This window comes from Mesorhizobium sp. M0522, assembly GCF_040321085.1.
In the GTDB taxonomy this organism is placed as follows: Bacteria; Pseudomonadota; Alphaproteobacteria; order Rhizobiales; family Rhizobiaceae; genus Mesorhizobium.
In genome coordinates this window covers 1-19,506 of the sequence record NZ_JAMYQW010000066.1, presented here as the reverse complement: position 1 = coordinate 19,506, position 19,506 = coordinate 1, and the positions used below count along the sequence as shown (strand labels likewise).

At 62.5% G+C, this 19,506-nt stretch carries 22 protein-coding genes and 1 pseudogene; 4 read left to right on the top strand and 19 right to left on the bottom strand.

Translation table 11 applies throughout. The features are described from left to right. On the bottom strand, positions 1–254 hold a 254-nt coding region (locus tag NKI58_RS34195; protein ID WP_352854441.1), incomplete at its 3' end, for a hypothetical protein. A gap of 318 nt (positions 255–572) precedes the next feature. On the opposite strand from NKI58_RS34195, the gene NKI58_RS34190 reads away from it, so the two are divergent. The 4 genes from NKI58_RS34190 to NKI58_RS34175 all read left to right on the top strand — a co-directional run bounded on the left by NKI58_RS34190 (position 573) and on the right by NKI58_RS34175 (position 3,039). Beyond that, positions 573–1,757 (top strand): glycosyltransferase family 9 protein, encoded by a 1,185-nt coding sequence (locus tag NKI58_RS34190; protein ID WP_352571661.1) that lies wholly within the window; start codon positions 573–575, stop codon positions 1,755–1,757. 243 nt (positions 1,758–2,000) lie between these two features. Then, entirely contained in the window at positions 2,001–2,234 is a 234-nt protein-coding gene (locus NKI58_RS34185; RefSeq protein WP_348625942.1) for an ATP-binding protein, read from the top strand. Beyond that, positions 2,122–2,487, top strand: coding sequence for an ATP-binding protein (locus NKI58_RS34180; protein WP_352579643.1), 366 nt, complete (start codon positions 2,122–2,124; stop codon positions 2,485–2,487). The genes NKI58_RS34185 and NKI58_RS34180 overlap by 113 nt, the downstream gene beginning before the upstream one ends. A 198-nt stretch (positions 2,488–2,685) precedes the next feature. Further along, on the top strand, positions 2,686–3,039 hold the full coding sequence (locus NKI58_RS34175) for a hypothetical protein (RefSeq protein ID WP_023679095.1): 354 nt from the start codon (positions 2,686–2,688) through the stop codon (positions 3,037–3,039). A 137-nt stretch (positions 3,040–3,176) separates the two neighbouring features. On the opposite strand, the gene NKI58_RS34170 is transcribed toward NKI58_RS34175, so the two are convergent. The 18 genes and pseudogenes from NKI58_RS34170 to NKI58_RS34080 all read right to left on the bottom strand — a co-directional run bounded on the left by NKI58_RS34170 (position 3,177) and on the right by NKI58_RS34080 (position 18,974). After that, the gene (locus NKI58_RS34170; protein ID WP_198023618.1) at positions 3,177–4,142 is read right to left on the bottom strand and encodes a glycosyltransferase family 10 domain-containing protein; all 966 of its coding nucleotides are present in this window, start codon (positions 4,140–4,142) and stop codon (positions 3,177–3,179) included. Between the two features lie 283 nt (positions 4,143–4,425). Beyond that, positions 4,426–6,107 (bottom strand): annotated as a pseudogene (locus tag NKI58_RS34165) (ISL3 family transposase). Positions 6,108–6,375: 268 nt separating this feature from the next. Further along, positions 6,376–6,735, bottom strand: a complete 360-nt coding sequence (locus tag NKI58_RS34160) for a Kae1-like domain-containing protein (RefSeq protein ID WP_502898856.1) — start codon at positions 6,733–6,735, stop codon at positions 6,376–6,378. Next, complete coding sequence (gene hypF / locus NKI58_RS34155) at positions 6,653–8,713, bottom strand: carbamoyltransferase HypF (RefSeq protein ID WP_352854437.1); 2,061 nt, start codon at positions 8,711–8,713, stop codon at positions 6,653–6,655. The genes NKI58_RS34160 and hypF overlap by 83 nt, the downstream gene beginning before the upstream one ends. Then, complete coding sequence (locus NKI58_RS35700; protein WP_023679098.1) at positions 8,713–9,291, bottom strand: response regulator; 579 nt, start codon at positions 9,289–9,291, stop codon at positions 8,713–8,715. The genes hypF and NKI58_RS35700 overlap by 1 nt, the downstream gene beginning before the upstream one ends. Beyond that, positions 9,288–11,051: an enoyl-CoA hydratase-related protein gene (locus NKI58_RS34140; RefSeq protein ID WP_023679099.1), complete on the bottom strand. Its 1,764-nt coding sequence runs from the start codon at positions 11,049–11,051 to the stop codon at positions 9,288–9,290. The genes NKI58_RS35700 and NKI58_RS34140 overlap by 4 nt, the downstream gene beginning before the upstream one ends. 2 nt (positions 11,052–11,053) lie before the next feature. After that, entirely contained in the window at positions 11,054–12,103 is a 1,050-nt protein-coding gene (gene hypE, locus NKI58_RS34135; protein ID WP_023679100.1) for a hydrogenase expression/formation protein HypE, read from the bottom strand. Then, positions 12,103–13,248, bottom strand: coding sequence for a hydrogenase formation protein HypD (gene hypD, locus NKI58_RS34130; RefSeq protein WP_023679101.1), 1,146 nt, complete (start codon positions 13,246–13,248; stop codon positions 12,103–12,105). Before hypD ends, hypE begins: the two co-directional genes overlap by 1 nt. Further along, entirely contained in the window at positions 13,245–13,490 is a 246-nt protein-coding gene (locus NKI58_RS34125) for a HypC/HybG/HupF family hydrogenase formation chaperone (RefSeq protein WP_023679102.1), read from the bottom strand. The genes hypD and NKI58_RS34125 overlap by 4 nt, the downstream gene beginning before the upstream one ends. Then, entirely contained in the window at positions 13,490–14,368 is an 879-nt protein-coding gene (gene hypB, locus NKI58_RS34120) for a hydrogenase nickel incorporation protein HypB (RefSeq protein ID WP_023679103.1), read from the bottom strand. The genes NKI58_RS34125 and hypB overlap by 1 nt, the downstream gene beginning before the upstream one ends. Then, positions 14,368–14,709, bottom strand: coding sequence for a hydrogenase maturation nickel metallochaperone HypA (gene hypA / locus NKI58_RS34115; RefSeq protein WP_023679104.1), 342 nt, complete (start codon positions 14,707–14,709; stop codon positions 14,368–14,370). Before hypA ends, hypB begins: the two co-directional genes overlap by 1 nt. After that, positions 14,709–15,788, bottom strand: coding sequence for a hypothetical protein (locus NKI58_RS34110; RefSeq protein WP_352854434.1), 1,080 nt, complete (start codon positions 15,786–15,788; stop codon positions 14,709–14,711). Before NKI58_RS34110 ends, hypA begins: the two co-directional genes overlap by 1 nt. A 50-nt stretch (positions 15,789–15,838) precedes the next feature. Continuing rightward, a complete protein-coding gene (hybE, locus tag NKI58_RS34105; protein ID WP_023679106.1) occupies positions 15,839–16,417 on the bottom strand; it encodes a [NiFe]-hydrogenase assembly chaperone HybE in 579 nt (192 codons plus the stop codon). A 1-nt stretch (position 16,418) separates the two neighbouring features. Next, positions 16,419–16,640 carry a rubredoxin gene (locus NKI58_RS34100; RefSeq protein ID WP_023679107.1) on the bottom strand — a complete coding sequence of 74 codons (222 nt, stop codon included), beginning with the start codon at positions 16,638–16,640 and terminating at the stop codon, positions 16,419–16,421. Continuing rightward, complete coding sequence (locus NKI58_RS34095; RefSeq protein ID WP_023679108.1) at positions 16,637–17,482, bottom strand: hydrogenase expression/formation protein; 846 nt, start codon at positions 17,480–17,482, stop codon at positions 16,637–16,639. Before NKI58_RS34095 ends, NKI58_RS34100 begins: the two co-directional genes overlap by 4 nt. A gap of 25 nt (positions 17,483–17,507) precedes the next feature. After that, complete coding sequence (locus NKI58_RS34090; RefSeq protein WP_023679109.1) at positions 17,508–17,951, bottom strand: thioredoxin domain-containing protein; 444 nt, start codon at positions 17,949–17,951, stop codon at positions 17,508–17,510. A gap of 4 nt (positions 17,952–17,955) precedes the next feature. Beyond that, complete coding sequence (locus tag NKI58_RS34085; RefSeq protein ID WP_023679110.1) at positions 17,956–18,288, bottom strand: HypC/HybG/HupF family hydrogenase formation chaperone; 333 nt, start codon at positions 18,286–18,288, stop codon at positions 17,956–17,958. Continuing rightward, a complete protein-coding gene (locus tag NKI58_RS34080; protein ID WP_352572506.1) occupies positions 18,288–18,974 on the bottom strand; it encodes a HyaD/HybD family hydrogenase maturation endopeptidase in 687 nt (228 codons plus the stop codon). Before NKI58_RS34080 ends, NKI58_RS34085 begins: the two co-directional genes overlap by 1 nt. Positions 18,975–19,506 lie beyond the last annotated feature (532 nt).

Sequence of the window (19,506 nt, the reverse complement as noted above, 5' to 3'; positions counted from 1 at the left end):
CATCCCCCCCCGCGAAAAAACCCGTCTCTCCCCGCGCCCCGGCCCCCCCCCGGGGGCGGCAGGCGGTCGACTTCATCACAGGGTTGATTCGTCCACTTCATGTTGGACGACCCGGACGCGCAGAAAAAAGCGCCTGCGGCGGGTCCTTTGTTAACCACCATGATGCGGGACCACAGCGACAGGGCGTGCCGGAGACGGTCAATCCGGCCGGCGATGTCGTCGCCGGCGGCGACGGTCTCATTCAGGATCAGCATCGACCAAAGAGCGAGGCCACTGCCGTTATGCTCGAGATCTGGGGACGGCGGCTTGGCGATCGCCGTCTACTCGGCGTTTCTCGAACTCACTGCATGCAAGACCGTGACGAAGCCCTTCACATTGCGGGTCGGGACATAGCTGGCTTCTTGGCGCGCTACCACCGCTAGAGATGCAGACTTCGCCCGACAGCTCCTGCTGGAGCGCGGCTTGGATCTGATGGCAGAATTCTTGCGGAGACGCGGACAAGTGGGGAGCACTCCAACCCTACACACGCGTCACTGGCTATCAGTGTTGACCGTATAATCTTCGGAATGGCAATGGCATATTTTACAAAGCACGACCGCAATCAAATTATATACCGCAGCTGGGAAGAGCCGGAACAGTCAAGCGCAAGGATGAGAATTTTGGTCCTCAAGCTTGATCATGTCGGCGACTTTTGGATGTCTCTAGGGCCCCTAAAGGACCTTCGTCAGCGTTTTGCGCATGCCCACATTACGCTGGTGGTGGGAAGCTGGAACATCGCTACTGCAAAACAGTTCGACCTCGCCGACGATCACATTGCTTTTGACTTTTTTCCTCGCAACCCAAAAGTCAAAACGCGCAAAAAAGCCGCCGACATAAGGCCGCTGCTGACCGGCGAGTTTGATCTTGCCATTGATATGCGTGTTCCGGAAGAAACAAGGCCCATCTTGCTTGAAGTCCCCGCCAGGCACCGTGCGGCGATAGTTGATCCGTACAGCATGCATCAGATCGATATTGCGATAGCGCCATTCAATCTGAAACTGCGCAGAACCATCCTCTACAAGCTGGTCCAAAAAATAGGGCTTGCTAACAAAATCCCTCGTAGATGGCTTGATTGGTTCATTGACCGCAAGCAGGTGCGTCTCCAGCATGTGTCAGAAATCCTCCTCTTTCTGGTCGCAAAGGCAGCTGCCTATTTCGAAAGCGGAGCGGGTCACCCACAGAATTCGACTACAGGCAATGCCCCGATTGTCGTGGCTCCGTTCTCCAATTCCAGCCTGCGAGATTGGCCGATTGAAAGTTTTGGCAAAGTTGTCGCTGCTCTTTCGACCCGTGGTGAGGTGGTCCTCGTTGCCCGTGGCGAATGCCTGGAAGCGCTTGAGGAGGTTGCGAACATAGCTCGGGATCGTGGAGCCGCGAACATTCGGACGGCTGTCGACTTGTCGGAATTGGAATTCAATTATCTCGTGAATTCGGCCGCGCTCGTCGTTTCGAACAATTCAGGCACCGGGCATGTCGCTGCCCAGCTTGGCCGCCCTACTATCGGCATTTTCACGGCGTCACATCTACCGGAGATTTGGGGGTTTCGAGGTCCCCTGGTCAGCATGCTTATGAGTGTTATTGAATGTCGCGGGTGTGGTCTGGACCAAGTGCGGCATTGTCCGGTCAAAGTCCGATGCAAGTTCGACATCACGCCGGATCTCGTGATTGCCGAGGTAAACGCCTTGATGAATCATTGTAAGGGTACGGCACAAGCTTAGTGGCTCGCGGTCACCATAACCGCGATTGCCCGGATCTTGGTCGCTGATTCAATCGCTACAAACATCTAAAGGCCGAAATTCAGAATTGAATCGACTTGGTCGAAGGACCGCAGTGGCGATGTCACCCCCTGGGCCGGGCGACCATTTCGTTTTCGTTCGCATGCCCGTCCATAGCGACAGCGCCACTAACAGCAGATGAACCACACAAAGTGAGGGAGACCCCAATTAAGTGCCAAGCGACAGCTGGCCCAAGGCGCCTGGCTGAAGGCGCATGAAAACCTCGTCATCACCGGGCAGACCGGCACCGGAAAGACTTGGCTGGCCTGCGCCTTCGGACGTCAGGCCGCCCGGCTCGAATCATTCCGTGCTCTACCTGCGCATGCCGCGTCTGTTCGAAGATCTCGCCCTGGCGCGTCGCGACGGCCGCTTTCCCCGTCTCATCGACAAGCTGGCTCGGGTGCAACTGCTCATCCTTGACGACTGGGGCACCCACAGCCTGACCGACCAGCAGCGTCTCGATCTGCTGGAAATCTTCGAGGAACGCTATCGCCGGAAATCAACGCTGATCACCGCCCAACTGCCGATCGCCCAGTGGCACGCCATGATCGGCGAGCATGAGAAAGCAAAAAACACCGCCGCCCTTGACCGGCGCCGAAAACGGCGAAATCAATCGCAAATGACTTCAACCAGGCAACCGAGCGCCGACCCCATCCTGCTGTCCGCGAATTAGTGAAACTGCTGTCCCCGATTTAGCGGAACGACTGTCTCGTTTTTGCGAAATACGCACGTCCGACGCAGCTTGCGTTGACAGAGGCGGTTTTACGCGCAATAGCACTTCCGCTCGGCCTATTTTTGTGGAGTTCAATTGTGGTTCGGCCAAGGGCGCTGGGCGCCGGACCGGCCCCGTGTAAAGAGAGAGAGACCCTGCATGGAAGAATTCTTACCGCGCATCGCCACTGGTGCCGGCATCGGCCCGGCTCTCGCAGAGAAGGCCGTTGGGTTAATGCTGGGTTTCCTGCAAAGCCACGCGGCCGACGGTCCCGTTGCCCGCATGATCGAGGCCATTCCGGGAGCTTCGGAATTAGTAGCGAAGTATCATGGCGACGACCCAGAGGGTGGCGGCCTTATGGGGCTCGGCCAGCAATTGATGAGTGAGGGTCTCAGCATGGCAAAGATCGCCGGCCTCGCCAACGAGACGATCGCCTTCACCAAGGAACGTGTCGGCGACGAACTCGTGGACGAGGTCCTCAATTCAGTTCCTGGCCTTCCCCAGTTCGTCTAATCAGCGGCAGCCGGGGGCGCATGACCTCGTGCGCCCGTACCGGCCGTTCTGCGCAGTAGGCATTCTCCGCCGAGCTTTCCGTACCGATCTCGCCAGACCACCAACCGCCGGGCACGCGAAGCGAGCGTTGGAGTACTTCATTCGTCTATTCCAAAATCGACCTCAGGCGAATCGATGTGTATAATTTCTGGCGGTAAGGGTTTATCCTGAACGCTTTCGATGAAGCCCGCGAGATAAGCAAACGTATTGTATTTCTCGAGGACCAACCGCTTCGCCTCTCGTATTGCGCCGCGACGCTCCTTCCAGAGGTCCGAGTTGATGATTTCTTGAATTTTTTGGATTACGTTCTTGTCCTCTGGGTCAATCAGAACCATTGAGTCCGAAGGGAAGAACCTCGTGATTGCCGGGCTGCCGTAATAGATCGGCATTGTTTCAGCAACGAAGCAGTCCATAAGCTTCTCTGTGAAATAGTAATCAGCACGAGTATTCTCGAAAGCTATACTGTAACGGTAAGGTGCGAGTGCGTTCCATTTATCTCCAATCAGCCGAAAACCTCGGCCGAACAGGTCAAAATCGAGCTCCTCTCTCAGCCGTTCCAGAAACGCCAGCCGATATCGATGCCCTTTAAGCAGGGCGATGTTACTGGTAATCCATGAGAGCCGAAGCGGCTTGTCCACGACTTCGCTGACCAGAAGTTGGTCATATGTCTTGTTTACAGACCAAGACCGAGTGATAGGTGGAGCCAAAACGAATCGGCGCCCTGCATTCTGCCGAGCAGCCAGCTCTGCGTCAGACGTCAGGACGATAGTATTTTTCCCCTGCCCTTCATGAAATGCGCGATGAGCTTTCGTCGGCGGTTCGCCGATTGCAAAAATTGTCCTGTTTGGGCTCGCCTCGATATCAACAGGGAGCCCAAAAAGAGAAGCAGAGTTAAAGACGATATGCCAATCGGGCACGAAGGATGTCGTGCGTACAAAAGCGACATTGTTCCAGATTCCACTGCCCTTTGGAGTGAGATGGTGGATTGCATCATCCAAAACGCCCCAAGAATCCAGACATGTAGCAACAATGGGCGCCGGACGTTCCGTCAACAATTTGGCCAACAAAGCAGTTCCACCCCATTCACTTCCGTTGGACCGGGAGCAACTTGTGCATCGGGCGCAACACCTCTCTGCGCCTGAAATAGCTCGCGATCCTGATCGATATCAAACACACGATTCTGTGCGACTTCGCGCCATTCGACAACTCATCTCTAAGACCGCGGGAATCCCTTCACTCGTGAAGGTACTCAATCGCCATTCCGGATTGCGGTAACATTGGGCAGCATAAACCTGCCGGGACCCGCCGTCGAGGCAATTGTCGCTTTGCACTTAACCAGGTTCTTCCTCACTTTGTGTGGTGATCAGGCCGGTTGAGTGGCAGCATGCGTGCCCTAAGGAGTTCGGAGCCCGCTCTGCCGTACATCGCACGCTTGATCGTCTTCAGGCGGTTGATCTGCCCTTCCGCCTGGCCGTTGCTCCACCGTAATTCAATGGCATTGCGAACGGCGTCAACGTCACGGCGTAGGACCCGAGCGAAACGCGTGATGGCGACGAGCCCGGAGTTGACGGCATCCTCGATCCAAGTGTCGAGCTTGTCCAATTCACAGGCCCCGCAAAATGCCGCGGAAGCGCATGGCAAGCCTGCGCATCGTGGCAAACTCATGTGATCCTTGCTTCAGGACGTCGACCTTTCTCGCCTGGTTGATCGTCAGCATACCCCGGGCCTTCATGCAGAGGGCCGCGGCGACTACCGGCGAGATCACATGGCCGGTCGCCGGATCCTGGATGGGGACAGCATCGCGGGCTGGTTGATGGCGTATGATCGAAGCAGGCGACGCACTGTCCTCGCCCGTCCTCTCGGCGCGGCGCCAGCTTGGGAGAAGCCGCTCCAGATTCGAGAAACTGCCCGTGTAGCCGCGCTGTTTGATATCGTGGAACAGGTGTCGTCCGCAGCGATTGCCGTCTCTCCAGGACTGGCTAAGAAACGCCTCGAAATATAAGGGTGACGTCGGCTCGACGCGGCCCTGCGTCGGTCGGGTGGCGTGTCGAAATTCAGCCATTTGGCGATGCTGCGCCGGCCGTAGCCGGTACGACGGGCGATCTCGGAACAGGACAGCCCTTTCCTTGCGCAAGGCGTGAACCATTTCGAACACCGTCTGCCGCGATTGTCGATGAGCGTGGCGCACCCGGCGCCGATGCGTTGCGTCAACGTGCGGATCATCCTGCATCAGATCGACTTGCGCGCTCCCGATACCCTTATCGGGCAGCAATGCAGGCCCCGTGGCGCGGCCCGAAAGGCTCATCTGCTCCTCGATTGCGACCCGCAGATTCTACATGAGATGGAACCGATCAGCCACCTGGCGCGCTTGCGGTGCACCCTCGCGAACAGCTTGCGCATAGAGCCCGCATCGGTCTCGGCTCACGATCTCGACGGAAGGGTGCCGCTCTAGCCATTGCGACGCACTCGCCACGCTTCTGTCATCCAGGATGTCGACAACCGAATGGCGCTCCAGGTCCACGATCATCGTGCCGTAGCGCCATGATCGCCGCCAGCTCCAGTCATCGATGCCAACGACCCGAATGGTGGAGTTGCTGTGAGCGACCGCGGCATCTCGCTTCAGCTGCCACAGGATAGTGTCGTCGCAGACCGGCATGCCGAGCCGTCGCATCAAGCGCTCGCCGGGACGGCCGCCGGTGCTATGGCCGAGCAGACCGACAATCTCCGCGACCCTCCAAGGGGAAGCAATCGTCGGCAGACGGTCGGTGAATGTTTGTCGTTCACATTTCTGATGTGCGCACCGCCAGCGGCTCAACCGAGGCTTCACCGTCACGGTCTTGCCCTGGACCGGCAGATTCTGAAGGCTGCGGTTGGACCAGCCATGCCGACTTCGGGTCCGTCGTCCGCAATCTGGGCAAAATGCCGAACGCCGGTCCGGCAGCGGAAACAAGCCAACTGTCATCATCAGTGAGCGCGACACCCCGTATTTTAGCCCCTGGGCCGGGGGACCATTTTGTTTTCGTTCGCATGCCCGCACATAGCGGCATCCCTCGCCAACGGCGAATGAACCACACAAAGTGAGGCAGAGCCCCATTAACTGCCAAGCGACACGATCCTTGGCTGCGTACCCGTCCTCGACGATTCCCTCGGAGCATCATTCCTGGCTAGTCCTTTTACCCGGCCATACGCGATCAGCCACTCACGGCCCGGACGAAATGCGCAAAGCTGGCCGCCGCACGTCACAATGCGCAGCGCCTTATTTGGACGATGCTGATATTTTTTCTTCAACGATTGGTCTCAATGCGAAAGGGCTAGGCCGATCGTTGCCTGGCCGAGCGCCAGACCGCCGTCGTTTGCGGGAATGCTTACGTGCGCCAGCCCCTCCAATCCTGCGACTGTGAGCTCGGCAAGTACGCCTTTGAGCAGCAGCCGATTCTGGAAAGCGCCACCGGACAGTGCGACCGTGCCGACGCCGTTTTCGTTAGTGAGTCCGATGGCCTTCCGCGAGATGATCTCTATCAGCGTCCTGTGGAAGCGCGCAGCAATCAGCCCGGTTTCGGCGCCCAAAGCCTGATCACAAAGAAGCGCGTCCCACAGACCTTTCCAGGAGATAACCGGTCCCTTCCGCGAGGTTGCTGGCCAAGCCTCGGGCCGCATCCATGAACGGGCTGGCGAGCGCCTCCATCTCCATGCCGGCTTGCCCCTCGTAGCTCTGGCGCTCCAAACAGATGCCGAGGACTGCCGCGCAGGCATCGAAAAGCCGCCCCGCCGAGGAGGCAAGCGGAGCATTGACGCCCCTCTCGATCATCCGGTCCAGCACCCGAAGCGGCTTTTCGGCCAAGGCGGGGACGAAGGGCCGATCGGCAGGAAGCTTGGCCAGGAAATCCGGACCGAAAGCCGCCCGCAGATGCGCATAGGCATTGCGCCACGGCTCGAGGCTGGCCTTGTCGCCGCCGGGCATGGCGACCGGCTCGAAGTATGCCAGCCTCCGGAACCCTCGATAGCCGCCGAGCAGGAACTCGCCGCCCCAGATCGTGCCGTCATCGCCGTATCCGAGACCGTCGAGGATAATGCCCAGCACCGGCGGTGCGTCGATTGCGCGGCCGTGCTGGGCAAGGCACGAGGCGAGATGCGCGTGATGGTGCTGGACCTGCACAAACCTCGCCGCGGTCTCACGGGCAAGCTCCATGGCAAGCTGGGTCGAACGGTAGCCCGGATTCCGGTCGGCCACAATGAGGTCCGGCTTCGTGTCGAACAGGCTTCGATACAGCCCCAACGCCTGCCTCCACGCGTTCTGGTTCTTCAGCTCGTCGAGGTCGCCGAGATGCTGCGACAGCAGCGCGTTGCCGTCGCCCGCCAGGCAGAACGCGGCCTTTAGGTCGCCGCCCGCAGCCAGCGCCCTGACCGGGCCATCGAAGCCCGCCGGCAGCGCCAGCGGCTCCGGCGCGAAGCCGCGCGCGCGCCGCAACACCGAAATGCCGTGCCCGTCGAATCGCACCACGCTGTCGTCGAGCCGGTTGACAATCTCGCGGTCGTGCATCAGCCAGAAGTCGGCGATCCCGGCAAGCTCCTGCCGCGCCTCGTCATTGTCCGTGCATTGCGGCTCGCCCGAACGATTGCCGGAGGTCATCACCACCGGACCGTCCAGCGCCCGCAGCAAGAGATGATGCAACGGCGTGTAGGGCAGCATGAAACCGAGCCGCTCGTGCTGCGGCGCCACGCCCGCCGCAACGCCGCAGCTGTCACGGCGCTTCACCAGCACGATCGGCGCCGCTCGGGCGGCAAGCGCCACGCGCTCCTCGCCCGACAGCTCCGCGAATTCGGCAAGCTGCTCCAAGTCGCGCGCCATCAGCGCGAACGGCTTACCGTCGCGCTTCTTGCGGGCGCGCAGCTGCGCCACCGCCGCTTCGTCCGTCGCGTCGCAGGCGAGGTGGAACCCGCCGATGCCCTTGATCGCGACGATCCGCCCTTCCCCGATCAGCGCCGCCGCCTCGCGGATCACCGCCTGCGGGCCGCCGCCGACCACGACGTGGTCTGGACCTTCCAACCAGACGCGCGGGCCGCAGGCCGGGCAGGCGATCGGCTGGGCGTGATAGCGGCGGTCGGCCGGATTTTCATACTCGGCCCGGCATTCCTCGCAGGTCGAAAATCGTGCCATAGCGGTCGAGCGGCGGTCATAGGGGATAGCCTTGACGATTGACAGACGCGGCCCGCAATGCGTGCAATTGGCGAACGGGTAGAAATAGCGCCGGTCCTTGGGGTCGAGCACTTCCGCAAGACATTCCAGGCAGCAGGCGGCATCGGGCACGATGCCGGTCTTCACCCGCCCGCCCGCGCTCGCCGCTATGGCGAAGCCGCCCGCCGGCCGCGGCCCCTCAAGCGTCGCCGTCTCGATCCCGTCGATCCGCGCCAACGGCGGGCATTGCGCCTTTAGCCTGTCCGCGAAGGTCTCGAACTCGGCATCGCTGCACCACAGCGCGATCTCCACGCCTGCAGCATCGTTGCGGACGTGACCCGATAGCCCCATAGCGGTCGCGATGCGCCACACTGTCGGCCGGAAGCCGACGCCTTGCACCAGCCCCGTCACCCGGACCAGGCGTCCCTCCACTGCGGGCTCGGCGAGCGGCGGGCCCATCAGCGCACCGTGCACACTATGCACGGGTCCAACGACCGCACGATGTGCTGGACTGCAACCGGCTCGGTCTCGCCGAGCCGCACCGGCGCACCTTCGAGCGCCAGCTCCAGCGGGCCACGATTGCCGGCCCAGTCGCGTGGCGAAAAGTTCTGCAATGCGTAGAGCAGGTCGATCTGCGCGTGGTGGCGGCGACGAACCGCGATCTGGAGAAAGAGCTGCACCCCGTTCTTCAGCGTGAGCGTGAGGTTTTCCGGATGACAGAGCTTGGTGATGTACTGGTAGATGCCGGCCTCGTTGATGCCGTCGATGGTGTCATGCGCGTCGGTGTAGCCCGAGATGATCATGCGCACGATGTCCGGCCAGCGGGTGCGCGCCTGCTTCAGGAACTCGGTGCGGCAGGTGCCGGCTATGCGCTGGTCACACAGGATGATCTGGATCCATTCCATCTCCAGGATCGAGCTGGCGGCCTTGGTGTCGCTGGCTACGTGGACATCGAAATCCTCGCTCAGGACGCGCCGTTGCGCCTCCAGCGAGCGGATTTCGTCGTCGACGATCAATATGCCCGGCAGGTCGCTCACGATGCCTTTTTCCTTCCCTCCCGGCCGGCCTGCCAGGCGACGTCGCGGTGGCGGGCGATCGTCACTGGGGTGCGCGACTTCGGCACCTTGTGCACGAAATTATGCCGCGCGACGTGGTAGCTTGGGTCGAAGCCATAGAAATTGCGGCGCATCCGCGAAAGCTCCTCCTCGCGATAGGCGCAAAGCGGCTTGGCCGCCTCGTCGGCTGCGCGCCGGGCTTGTTTTTCGGCGAGCAACCCCGGAAACTCTTCGCTCCCGGCCAGCGCGGCAGCCGACGCCCTCACTTGCGCCGTGAACAGCTCGCTTGCCCCCGCGAACACCCGGTTGGCCAGATTCAGATTCAGCGCCTCCTTCGCGCCCATCGGCAGGCGCGCTGCCGCGATCCGGCGGGCATTCTCAGTCCCGCAGCAGCTCGGCAGGAGATAGGTCCAGAACTCCGAGCCGTAGAGATTGCCCATGTCCTTGTAATGCGGGTTGAGGATGACGCTCGAGCGCATCCAGAGCTGGTCGGTGCTGCGGGCGAGAAACACGCCGCCCGCTGCCGCATTTCCGGCAAGCGCTGCTACGGTGATGTGGCTTGTCGTGCGGATGATCGCATCGGCGAGGTCGTCGATGGCATTGATGTTGACCCAGGAATCGTCGGCCGCGCTGTCGGCCGCCTCGATCCGGTTGAGGTCGAGCCCGTTGGACCAGAACTGCGGCCCTCCGCACAGCACGATCGCCCTGGTCGGACGCTCCGTCGCTTTTGTATAAGCGTCCAAAAGTCTTCGACAGGCGTCCTTTCCCATTGCACCGTTATAGAAGGGGAAGTGCAGATAGCCGACCGCAGCTTCTTCTTCGTAGATGATGTCCTGATAACCGCCCGGTGAATTGAGCGGGATCTCCGGCAGGTCTGCAACTTCCTTCGCGAAGACCATGGTCGCCGGCAGCTTGAACGGGTGTGGCGAATTGGGATGCCGGACATGGCCGATCCACAACGCGCCGTCGCCGGTGACGATGGCGATCGCCGGCCCGCTTCTGGCGGCGACCACTCCCGGCTCGGGGAGCGATATCTTGCCCCGTTCACCCCGCGCGAGAGGCAAGTCACCCCCTGGTTCACGTGCGTCTCGCGCGTCGAAAAGGAAGACCGTTTCGCCGAAAAGTTCGTCCCGCACGCCGGGCGCGCCGTCGGCTGCTGCGATATTCTTCAGCACCGTTTCGGTCGTGTCGGCAGCCCAATCGATCCGCCGGTCCGCCTGTTTGATCGCGTCCCGCCACCGGCCCAGCGGCGCTACAGATTGTTCTTCCAGGGCAATCGGCTTTTCGCCCTGCTCGAACCGCGCGATCGCTTCGAGCACCGCCGTCACCGCCGCGTCGGTCACCTCGTTGCTGTAGAGGCTCGATTTCGTCGCCTTTCGCATCGCGAAGGTGGCGCTCGCCCAGACCGGCCCCGCATCCATTTGGGCCGCCGCTTCCAGCACCGTGACACCCCACTGCGTCGCCCCGTCCACCATCGCCCAGTCCAGCGCGGAGGGGCCGCGGTCGCCGACGATGCCTGGGTGAACGATCATACAGCATCGATTTTCATAGACTTCTTTCGGGATTGCCCGCTTCAGAAACGGGGCAATAACGAGGTCCGGCCGAAACAAATCTACCGCCTCCATGGTCCGCTCGTCGTTGACGTCCATCTCGACCGAGACCTCGTGTGCGTGCTCGCCAAGCGCCACGAAAATCCTCTGACTCAAGGCGTTGAAGGCGGTGACGAGAAGCAGAATGCGCATCTTCAGCAGATCCTCGGGAGCTGTTCCCCGGCGATCCAGTCGACCACGCGCATACCGCCAAGTCTCGTTTTCATCCGCACCAGCGCATGCTGGTCTGTGACGACTTCGCCAATGATTGCGGCATCCCGGCCCATGGGATGAGCGCGTATCTCGGCGAGCAAAGTCTTCGCGTCTTGCGCCACGCAGATGGCGATCAGCTTGCCTTCGTTGGCAACATTCAGCGGGTCGAGGCCGAGCAGTTCGCACGCCGCCGCGACCTCCGGCTTCACCGGAACCGCCGCTTCCCGGATTACCATTCCGACCTTGGACTGCTGCGCGATTTCGTTCAGCGTCGCCGACAGTCCGCCGCGCGTGGGGTCACGCAACACCCGGATACCAGGAACGGAGCCAAGCATCGCCGCCACCAGATCGTGCAGAGCTTGGCTGTCGGAGATAATTTCCGTTTCAAAATCAAGGTGTTCGCGCTTCGACAGGATTGCGACTCCGTGGTCGCCCATGGTGCCGGAGACAAGGATTGCATCGCCCGGCCGGGCATTGCTTCCGGAGATGTCTGTGCCGTCCGCCAGCACGCCAACAGCGGTCGCGGAGATGAAAACGCCGTCGCCTTTGCCCTTCTCCACCACCTTGGTGTCGCCCGTAACCACGGGTACGCCTGCTTCCCGGGCGGCAAAAGCCATTGAAACAACTATTCTTTCCAGTTCGGCCAACGGAAAACCTTCCTCCAGGATGAAGGACGCGGACAACCAGAGCGGCCGCGCGCCCATCATGGCGACGTCGTTAATCGTGCCGTGGACCGCCAGTGCTCCGATATCCCCGCCCGGAAAGAACAGAGGCGAGATGACATGCGCGTCCGTTGCCATCACCAGGCGTCCGCAGACGGTGCCGAGCAGGGCCGCGTCGTTAGCCTGGGCCAGGAACTCGTTGGCCAGATGTCTTTGAAAAATATCCCGAATCAGCTCGGCCATCGCGCGGCCGCCCGCGCCATGCGTCATGTCCACCGCGCCGCGGACCGACGAGGTGGTGACGGCTAGGCTGGGATCGTTCGCGCTCATTATTCCGCCGCCTCCAACAGCTTCGGCTCGCGGAAACGGCCATAGGTCCAGTAGGCCGCGCAGGCGCCTTCGGAGGAGACCATGCATGAGCCAATCGGGTTCTGCGGCGTGCACACGGTGCCGAACAGCTTGCAGTCGGTCGGCTTCTTCACCCCGCGCAGGATCGAAGGGCATTCGCAGGACTTCACCTGGCGCGAAGCCTTGACCGACAGCTCGAAACGCTTCTCGGCGTCGAAATCGGCATAAGCGTCGCGGATGCGCAGGGCGCTGTAGGGCACGGTGCCGAGGCCGCGCCAGTCAAAGGTCTTGCGCAGCTCGAAGACCTCGCTCACCAGTGCCTGCGCCTTGAGGTTGCCCTCCTCGGTCACGACGCGGGTATATTCGTTCTCGACCTCGTGCCGGTCTTCATTGACCTGCCGGATCAGCATCAGGATGGACTGCATGACGTCCAGCGGTTCGAAGCCGGCGATGACAACCGGCTTCTGGAATTCCTCGGCAAAGAATTCATATGGCTGCGAGCCGATCACGGAGGAGACGTGCGAAGGTCCCAGAAACCCGTCAATCTTGACGATGCCCAGTTCCCGCACTTCCGGCGATTCAAGAATGTGAGAGATCGCGGCCGGCGTGAGCACATGGTTGCAGAACACGCTGAAATTCTTGAACCCCTCGGCTTGCGCCGTCTTGATCGCGACGGCCGTCGGCGGCGTCGTGGTTTCGAAACCGATGGCGAAGAAGACGACTTGCCGCTCGGGGTTTTCACGCGCGATCTTTAGGGCATCGAGCGTTGAATAGACCATGCGGACATCCGCTCCGTCCGCCTTGGCGCGGATCAGGCTGCGTTGCTTGGTGCCCGGCACGCGCATCATGTCGCCGTAGGTGCAAAGGATGACCCCGTGCCGCTCGGCGAGCTCCACCGCATCGTCGAGGCGAGAGATGGGAAGCACGCAAACGGGGCATCCGGGTCCGTGCACGAAATGCACGTTCTGCGGCATCAGGTCCTGCACGCCGTGGCGAAAAATCGCATGCGTGTGCCCACCGCAGAACTCCATGAAATGGTAGCTCTTTTCCGGATCAGCCTCGATCGCGATGGCGCCGGCGATGGTCTTCGCAAGCTCCTGGTCGCGATATTCGTCGACATATTTCACGCCGAAATCTCCTCCAGCCCCTCCTCCAGCACGCCCGCTTCGGCCATCAGCTGCAGCGTGCGCTCGGCCTCCTCGGGGCTCACCTTGTGGAGCGCATAACCGACATGGACGAGCACGAAATCGCCAAGCGAAACGTCTGCCACCAAAGCCAATGAGATGCGCTTCGTGACCCTGTCGAACGCGACCACGGCCATGTCGTCATCGAGCAGTTCAACGACGCGGGCGGGAATGGCCAGGCACATCAGGCTGCTCCGAGCTCGGCCGCCCGCCGATGGCCGACTAGCGCCATGGCGCGGACCGCGCCGATCCAGGCCGTCCAGTCCGACATCCCCTCGCCCGTGCGCGCGGAAACCCTCAGCACCTTGATCCGCGGGTTCACCTTTCGGGCGTTGGCGATGCAGGCCTCCACGTCGAAGTCGAGATGCGGCAACAGGTCAGTCTTGTTGAGGATCATGAGATCGGCGGCGGCGAACATGTCGTGATATTTCAATGGCTTGTCCTCTCCCTCGGTGACTGAGAGCACCACCACCTTGTGTGCCTCGCCTAGGTCGAAGCCCGCCGGACAGACGAGGTTTCCCACGTTTTCGACGAGGAGCAGGCCTCCTTCGGCAAGGTCGAGGTGATCTGCGGCATGGCCGACCATATGCGCGTCGAGGTGGCAGCCCTTGCCGGTGTTGACCTGGATCGCGGGCGCGCCGGTGGCGCGGATGCGGTCGGCATCATTGGAAGTCTGCTGGTCGCCCTCGATCACGGCGATCGGCAACTTGCCCTTCAGTGCCTCGATCGTGCGGCAAAGCAGCGTCGTTTTGCCAGAGCCGGGGCTGGAGACGAGGTTGAGCGCAAGCACGCCGCGCTCGGCGAACATTTTCCTGTTCGCATCGGCATACTCGTTGTTCTTGGAATGGATATCCTTTTCCAGCTTGACCATCCGCGCCTGGCTCATGCCCGGCGCACGGGTGCCACCGGGGCCCGAGCCACAATCGTGCACATGATCGTCATGATGGGGGCCGTGATCATGATCGTGGTGGTGATCATGATCGTGGCCGTGATGATGGTGATGGCCATGCGCCTTGCCCTCGATCCGGACGGCGCCCTCGCCGCATCCGCAAATAGTGCACATCAGCTCACCTCCAATTCCCTGATCTTCATTTCTTGGCCGCCGGTCACCTGCAGCTGATGGCTTCCGCAGTCCGGGCATGGATCAAAGCGTGCCGCGATCGGCACGCTCTGGCCGCAAGGCATGCACCAGGCCCTGCCTTCCGTCTCGACGATTTCCAGCCTTGCGTCTTGCGCCAGAGAGCCACGCATGACGACATCGAAGCCGAACTTCAGCGCCTCGACCTCGACAGCGGATAGCCGCCCGATTTCCATGCAGACGCGGCCCACCTTCCGAAAATCCTGTCTCGCGGCCTCTTCCTCGATGATGCCACGGACGCTCTCGCATATCGCCATCTCGTGCATCAGCGGAGCCTGATATCGTAGCCGACGCAGGGGTCGATGGCCCGGACCAGGAGATCGGCCTGGACCGCCAGATCTTCACGTCTGGATGCAGCGAGCGCCGAAAGCGAGCTCGCGGCAATGCCGCTCTCGGCGAAATGAATGCTGGTCGGAGCCGTGATGGCGTAGTCGGCGATTCGGTCGTCGTTCAAAACAATCCGATGTTCCAGCCGGCCGCGTGCTGCCTCGGCGAAGGCAGTAGCAGAGCGGCCCCCGTTCTCGTCGCGAAAGACTTCGCGCGTAGGCACTTCGGACCCCTCCGCGACATCCCGCAGGGCCGCGAGCCCTCCGGCGATCTGCGCCGGCAGCGTCGATGCCTCGACCACGCGGGCAGCCAGCCGCGCGGCCAGGCCGGCTCCACCGTTTTCGGAAAGGAAAGCGCGAACGAGCGGCGCACCAGCCTGCCTGGCGAGGCAGCTCGTGTCGGCCGACGTTTCCTTCGGCAAATGTTCGTTTCCCCCGTTTGTCGTTTCGGGGTGGCCTATCATGGCCCAGCCCCTTGCCAAGACCGGGGCGATGAGACGGGCCGCAATCGTGCCGCGCTCCATAGCCCACTGCGCGAAGGCATCGCGATCCATCTCGCCAAGCGGCTTTTCGCCTTCGTAGACCACGGACTGCGTTAGATGGCTCGCTTCGGCGGCCGTTTCGGCAGCGTCCGCGCCCGGAATCCCCACGCACACGCCGGGAACGAACGCATTCCCGCCTGGAAAAAGTGCCTGCTTGAGGCGCTGCGGCAGGCGCATAGACCGGCGCAGGGTTTTACCGTCGGCAGGCTCGCCCGCGAGACTGGCAGTATCCAAGCCAATGCGCAGCAGGTGCTCGCGCAGCGTTTCGGTAAGCACAAGAAGCCGCCGCGCTTGCCTCGTGCGCCGGTCCGTCCCGATCTCCAGGGCCGCCTCGGCTGCCTCAACGCTCGCCGCCGACTGCGCAATACTACAGACACTGAACAGCGAACCGATCGCCGAGATGACCTCCGTCACCGGCCGGGCTCGCACGATCGGGCCAAGCGCAACCGGGCGCGGCGGCGTGACGATGGCTTCCATAACGCGACCGCCATCGCAGACGAGATCGATGGAGACGCGGCCATCAACGCTCATGCAGCGGTCTCCTCCTTGTCGCCCAAACCGAACAGCCAGCGGCGGGTCAATTTCGCCGGCTGGGAGCTCGCGGGTGTTCCGGCTGTCTCAACCTCGTCCAACGCGCTTGCCTCTTCCTCAGGTAGCCGGCCTTCCCAGACACGGATCATCTCGCCGTCTTCGTCTTCTTCCGCCTCACGGTTGAACAGTTCCGCAAGCACCTGCCGCGCGGCCTCTTGCGCACTCTCCTGGTCGGCGAATTCGAACATCGGCGAGAACAGCGAGCACATGCGGTAGCAGCCGAGCTCCTCTTCATAGGCCCGGAAGAACTCGAACCGGCCCGCCGGGAATGATGCATGCTCCTTCGTGCCCGTAGGCACGCGCGGGCGCGCTTGCCCGTCGCCAAATGGTAGAAGCACGAGGTTCATGAACCAGGGCGTGACAAGAACCGCGAGCCATTTGCCCTGCCACTGCCGCACGCCCACCGCGCTGACGCAAAGCGCCGGATTGAGGATCGGAATTCCTGCCATGGCCGTCCGTTCGATCCGCTGAAACACGAACTCTAGATGGGCAGCGACGGCTTGCGAATGATCCATGTCAATCGCTCACGACCATGAAGCCCTGCTTGGAGCCGTCACAGGTGGGGCAGCTCCAGTTGGCCGGCAGTTCGGCGAAGGGCGTGCCGGGCGGGATCTGCCAGTAGTCGTCGCCCTCAGCCGGGTCGTAGACATGCCAGCAAATCCTGCATTCGAGCCGCGACATCGGGCCGATCTTGGCATTGTCGCCGCCATATGAACCGGCAAAGAAGGAGTCGTTCACCGGTAGACCTCCAGGATTTCGAGGAGCCGCTGGCGGCTGTCCGCAATATCCTCGGGCGCAGCGCGGACCACCCCCGGCAAGGCCGTGACCTCGATCGTGTTGAGGATGAGATCGTCGGTCGAATTGAAGAAGCGCACCCACCAGACGCCGCGCGTCCCCGTCGTGGTCACGCGGCAATTGCCGTAGCCACGCGACAGCACGACCACCGGCCCGTGGCCAAGCAGGCCGTCGAGGAAGGTCAAGTCCTCTTCAGTGTGCGGCAGCAGCGACAGGTTTATGGCGTGCGGCCCGACGTCGGGCCCGACGAGCGGGATGCGGCCATTGAGCTCCGAAATCAGCGGCGGCGCGTTGAAGACGCCCGTCGGATAGGTCGCCGGCGCAGCGAGCGTATTGCGGCAGCCGGCGAAGGCCCTCTCCAGCACGGCCGAGGGAAAGGCGCCGACCTCGACGAAATCGCGCACGAGCCTGCCATCCGTTCCGGTCTGGCGCACGCGCCAGATACCGGCGAGCACCGACTCCTGAGCCTTCAGGTCGTCGCCGCAGATGATCAAGACCTCGCCCTCGCCCAGCGCCTGGTCGATCAGCGCAAGATTGGCGTCGTCGAGGCCGGAAAGATCATGCACCGCGTTTTCGCAATCCGGCGAGGACCGGCCGAGGCTTTCAGCCAGCGCGGAGAGCACCGCCAAAGCAGCTTCGAGCCCGGCGACATTTTCCTTCTCCGGCAACATGGGTGACGCAGAGGTCGCCATGCCCTTCGGCATTTCCATATACTGCAAGTCGCTGCCGTCCCCTTCGCTCGGCTGTGAACCCGGCCCGATGCCGCCGAATAGCGATGCTGCCATGATGCGCCCTCCCGGCCGCTTTCGCTCACTGGAAATGATCGTGGTCGTGACGGTCGTGGGTCGCGCAGGCTTCGGGAAGCTCGAAACGCGGCGGCGCGCTCGGCCCGCGCCTCAGTTTGCCGTCGATCTCAGTGAGGTAGTCTTCCCAGTCGAGCACGCGCTTTATGGCGCCGAGATATTCGCCGTTCCTCAGGAAGACAAGCGCCGGGAAGGCGTCGAAGCGATAGCGGCTTTGCAGCTCGCGTTCGCTCTCGCGCGATACCACGGCGGGCTTGAACACGCCCTGGAAGGCCTGCACCAGCTCCGGGAGGATCACCGCCACATCGTTGCTCTCGGCGAGCCGCAACCAGTCACCGGGAAAAAACAGCGCGGTGAGGTCGTGGGCCTCGGCGAATGCGTCGATGTTCGCCTCGTCAACCACCGGGATGCGGTGGCGCTCCATCATCATGGTGAGAACGGGTGAAAACATGGACTCAGGCGTCCTCCGTGCCTTGCGGTGAAAGGGCTTGCCCCGGCCGCAAATGCTCCGGCAGTTGCGGCTCGCGGCCGACCAGGTCGGCGAAGAGGTGGTCGAGGTCGGTGTCGCCGGCGAGCGCACGCTCCGTCGCTTCGATCGCGTCGGCGATCAGGCGCGCCGTCTCGGCAGTGACAGTCTCGCGCGCGGTGTCGAGGAAGGCGAGTATCCACGTACCCGCTGGCTGGTCGCCCACCAGGGTCATATCGAGGCGCCGCGTGCCGCTGCGACCGGTGCACAGGGCAATGCCGCCGCTGCATTCAACCACCTGGAAGGGAACGCCGACACACATCAGCCCTGCCTTCCAGACGATTGCAAAAGCGCGTCGACCTCGCACTCGAAATTCGCCGGACCAGCGAAGGCACCATTCTCGAGAAGCCGCGCGCCGTGACGACAGGCCTCTTCCGGTCGGGGTCGACCGCTCTCGTAGATGCCGATGCGCATTTCGCGCGAGGCGAGCGTCTCTTCTTCGGCCAGCGGTTCGGTGCGCTTGGCGATCGTCGCGCCGAGCCAGGCGAGCCACTCGATGGCGATCTCGATTGCAGGCTCGATCTGAGCCTTCACCGCGGGCCGGAGACTGCCGCCGTAGTCGTCCAGCTCGACCGGTTGCACGCCGACGAGAAGGAGATGGGCGGGATAGTCACCCATCATCTCGGCCATGGCGAGAACTTCCTGAAAGCCAGTCTGGTGGAGCGAAATCTTCTTCACACCGAGGAAGGCCGGCACCTCGCTGCCTTCGACGAGCTTCAGCGTGCCGGGCGCCAAGCCGTAGTCGACCGCGTCGAACACCACGAGGATGTCGGCCTCGCGGATATGTTGGAGGAGGTAGATGCCCTGCGTGCCGCCATCCATGGCCCGGACGTTGTCCGCCGTTTCGCAGAGCCGGTGGAACTCCTCCACCACGCGGATGCCGAAGCCCTCGTCGGCCCATAGCAGATTTCCGATGCCGAGCACGAGCACCCGTGGCGCGTCGTTCATTGGGAAGCCTCCTTTCGACCTTTTTCTTCCAGCAGCAAGAGGCGGGCCAATTGGCCGGGGGCCGGCAAATGGTTGCGAAATAGGTTGATCTCTGGATAGCGAACGACGCGTATGGAAAGCGCGATGACGATTTTACCGCACAAACGGAAAGTATCCTTCCATTGACGGATACGGCAACGGCCGGACTGAGAACCGAATTCCAGGCCGATGGAAAGTTTGCGTTCACTCGCCCTCCCCACTCCGCCTCGCTCCGCACCTTTGCCCTGAAAGGGATAGAGGAAGGGCGCCGGGCGTTGCGGTTGGCACTTCCTCTCCCCGTCGAACGGAGGAGAGGTGTCGAGGCAAGCCGAGACGAAGTGTGGATCGACTTGAAGGCAACCCGTCTTGAAGAAAAGAGCCGGGGGGGGGGGGGGCGGCGCGCGGGGGCGGGGGGGGGGGGGGGGCGGGTGGGGGGGGGGGGGCGCGGGCGGGGGGGGCGCGGGCGGGGGCGGGGCCCGGCGCCGGCGCCGAGTGGCGGTGGGGTGTGGTGGGG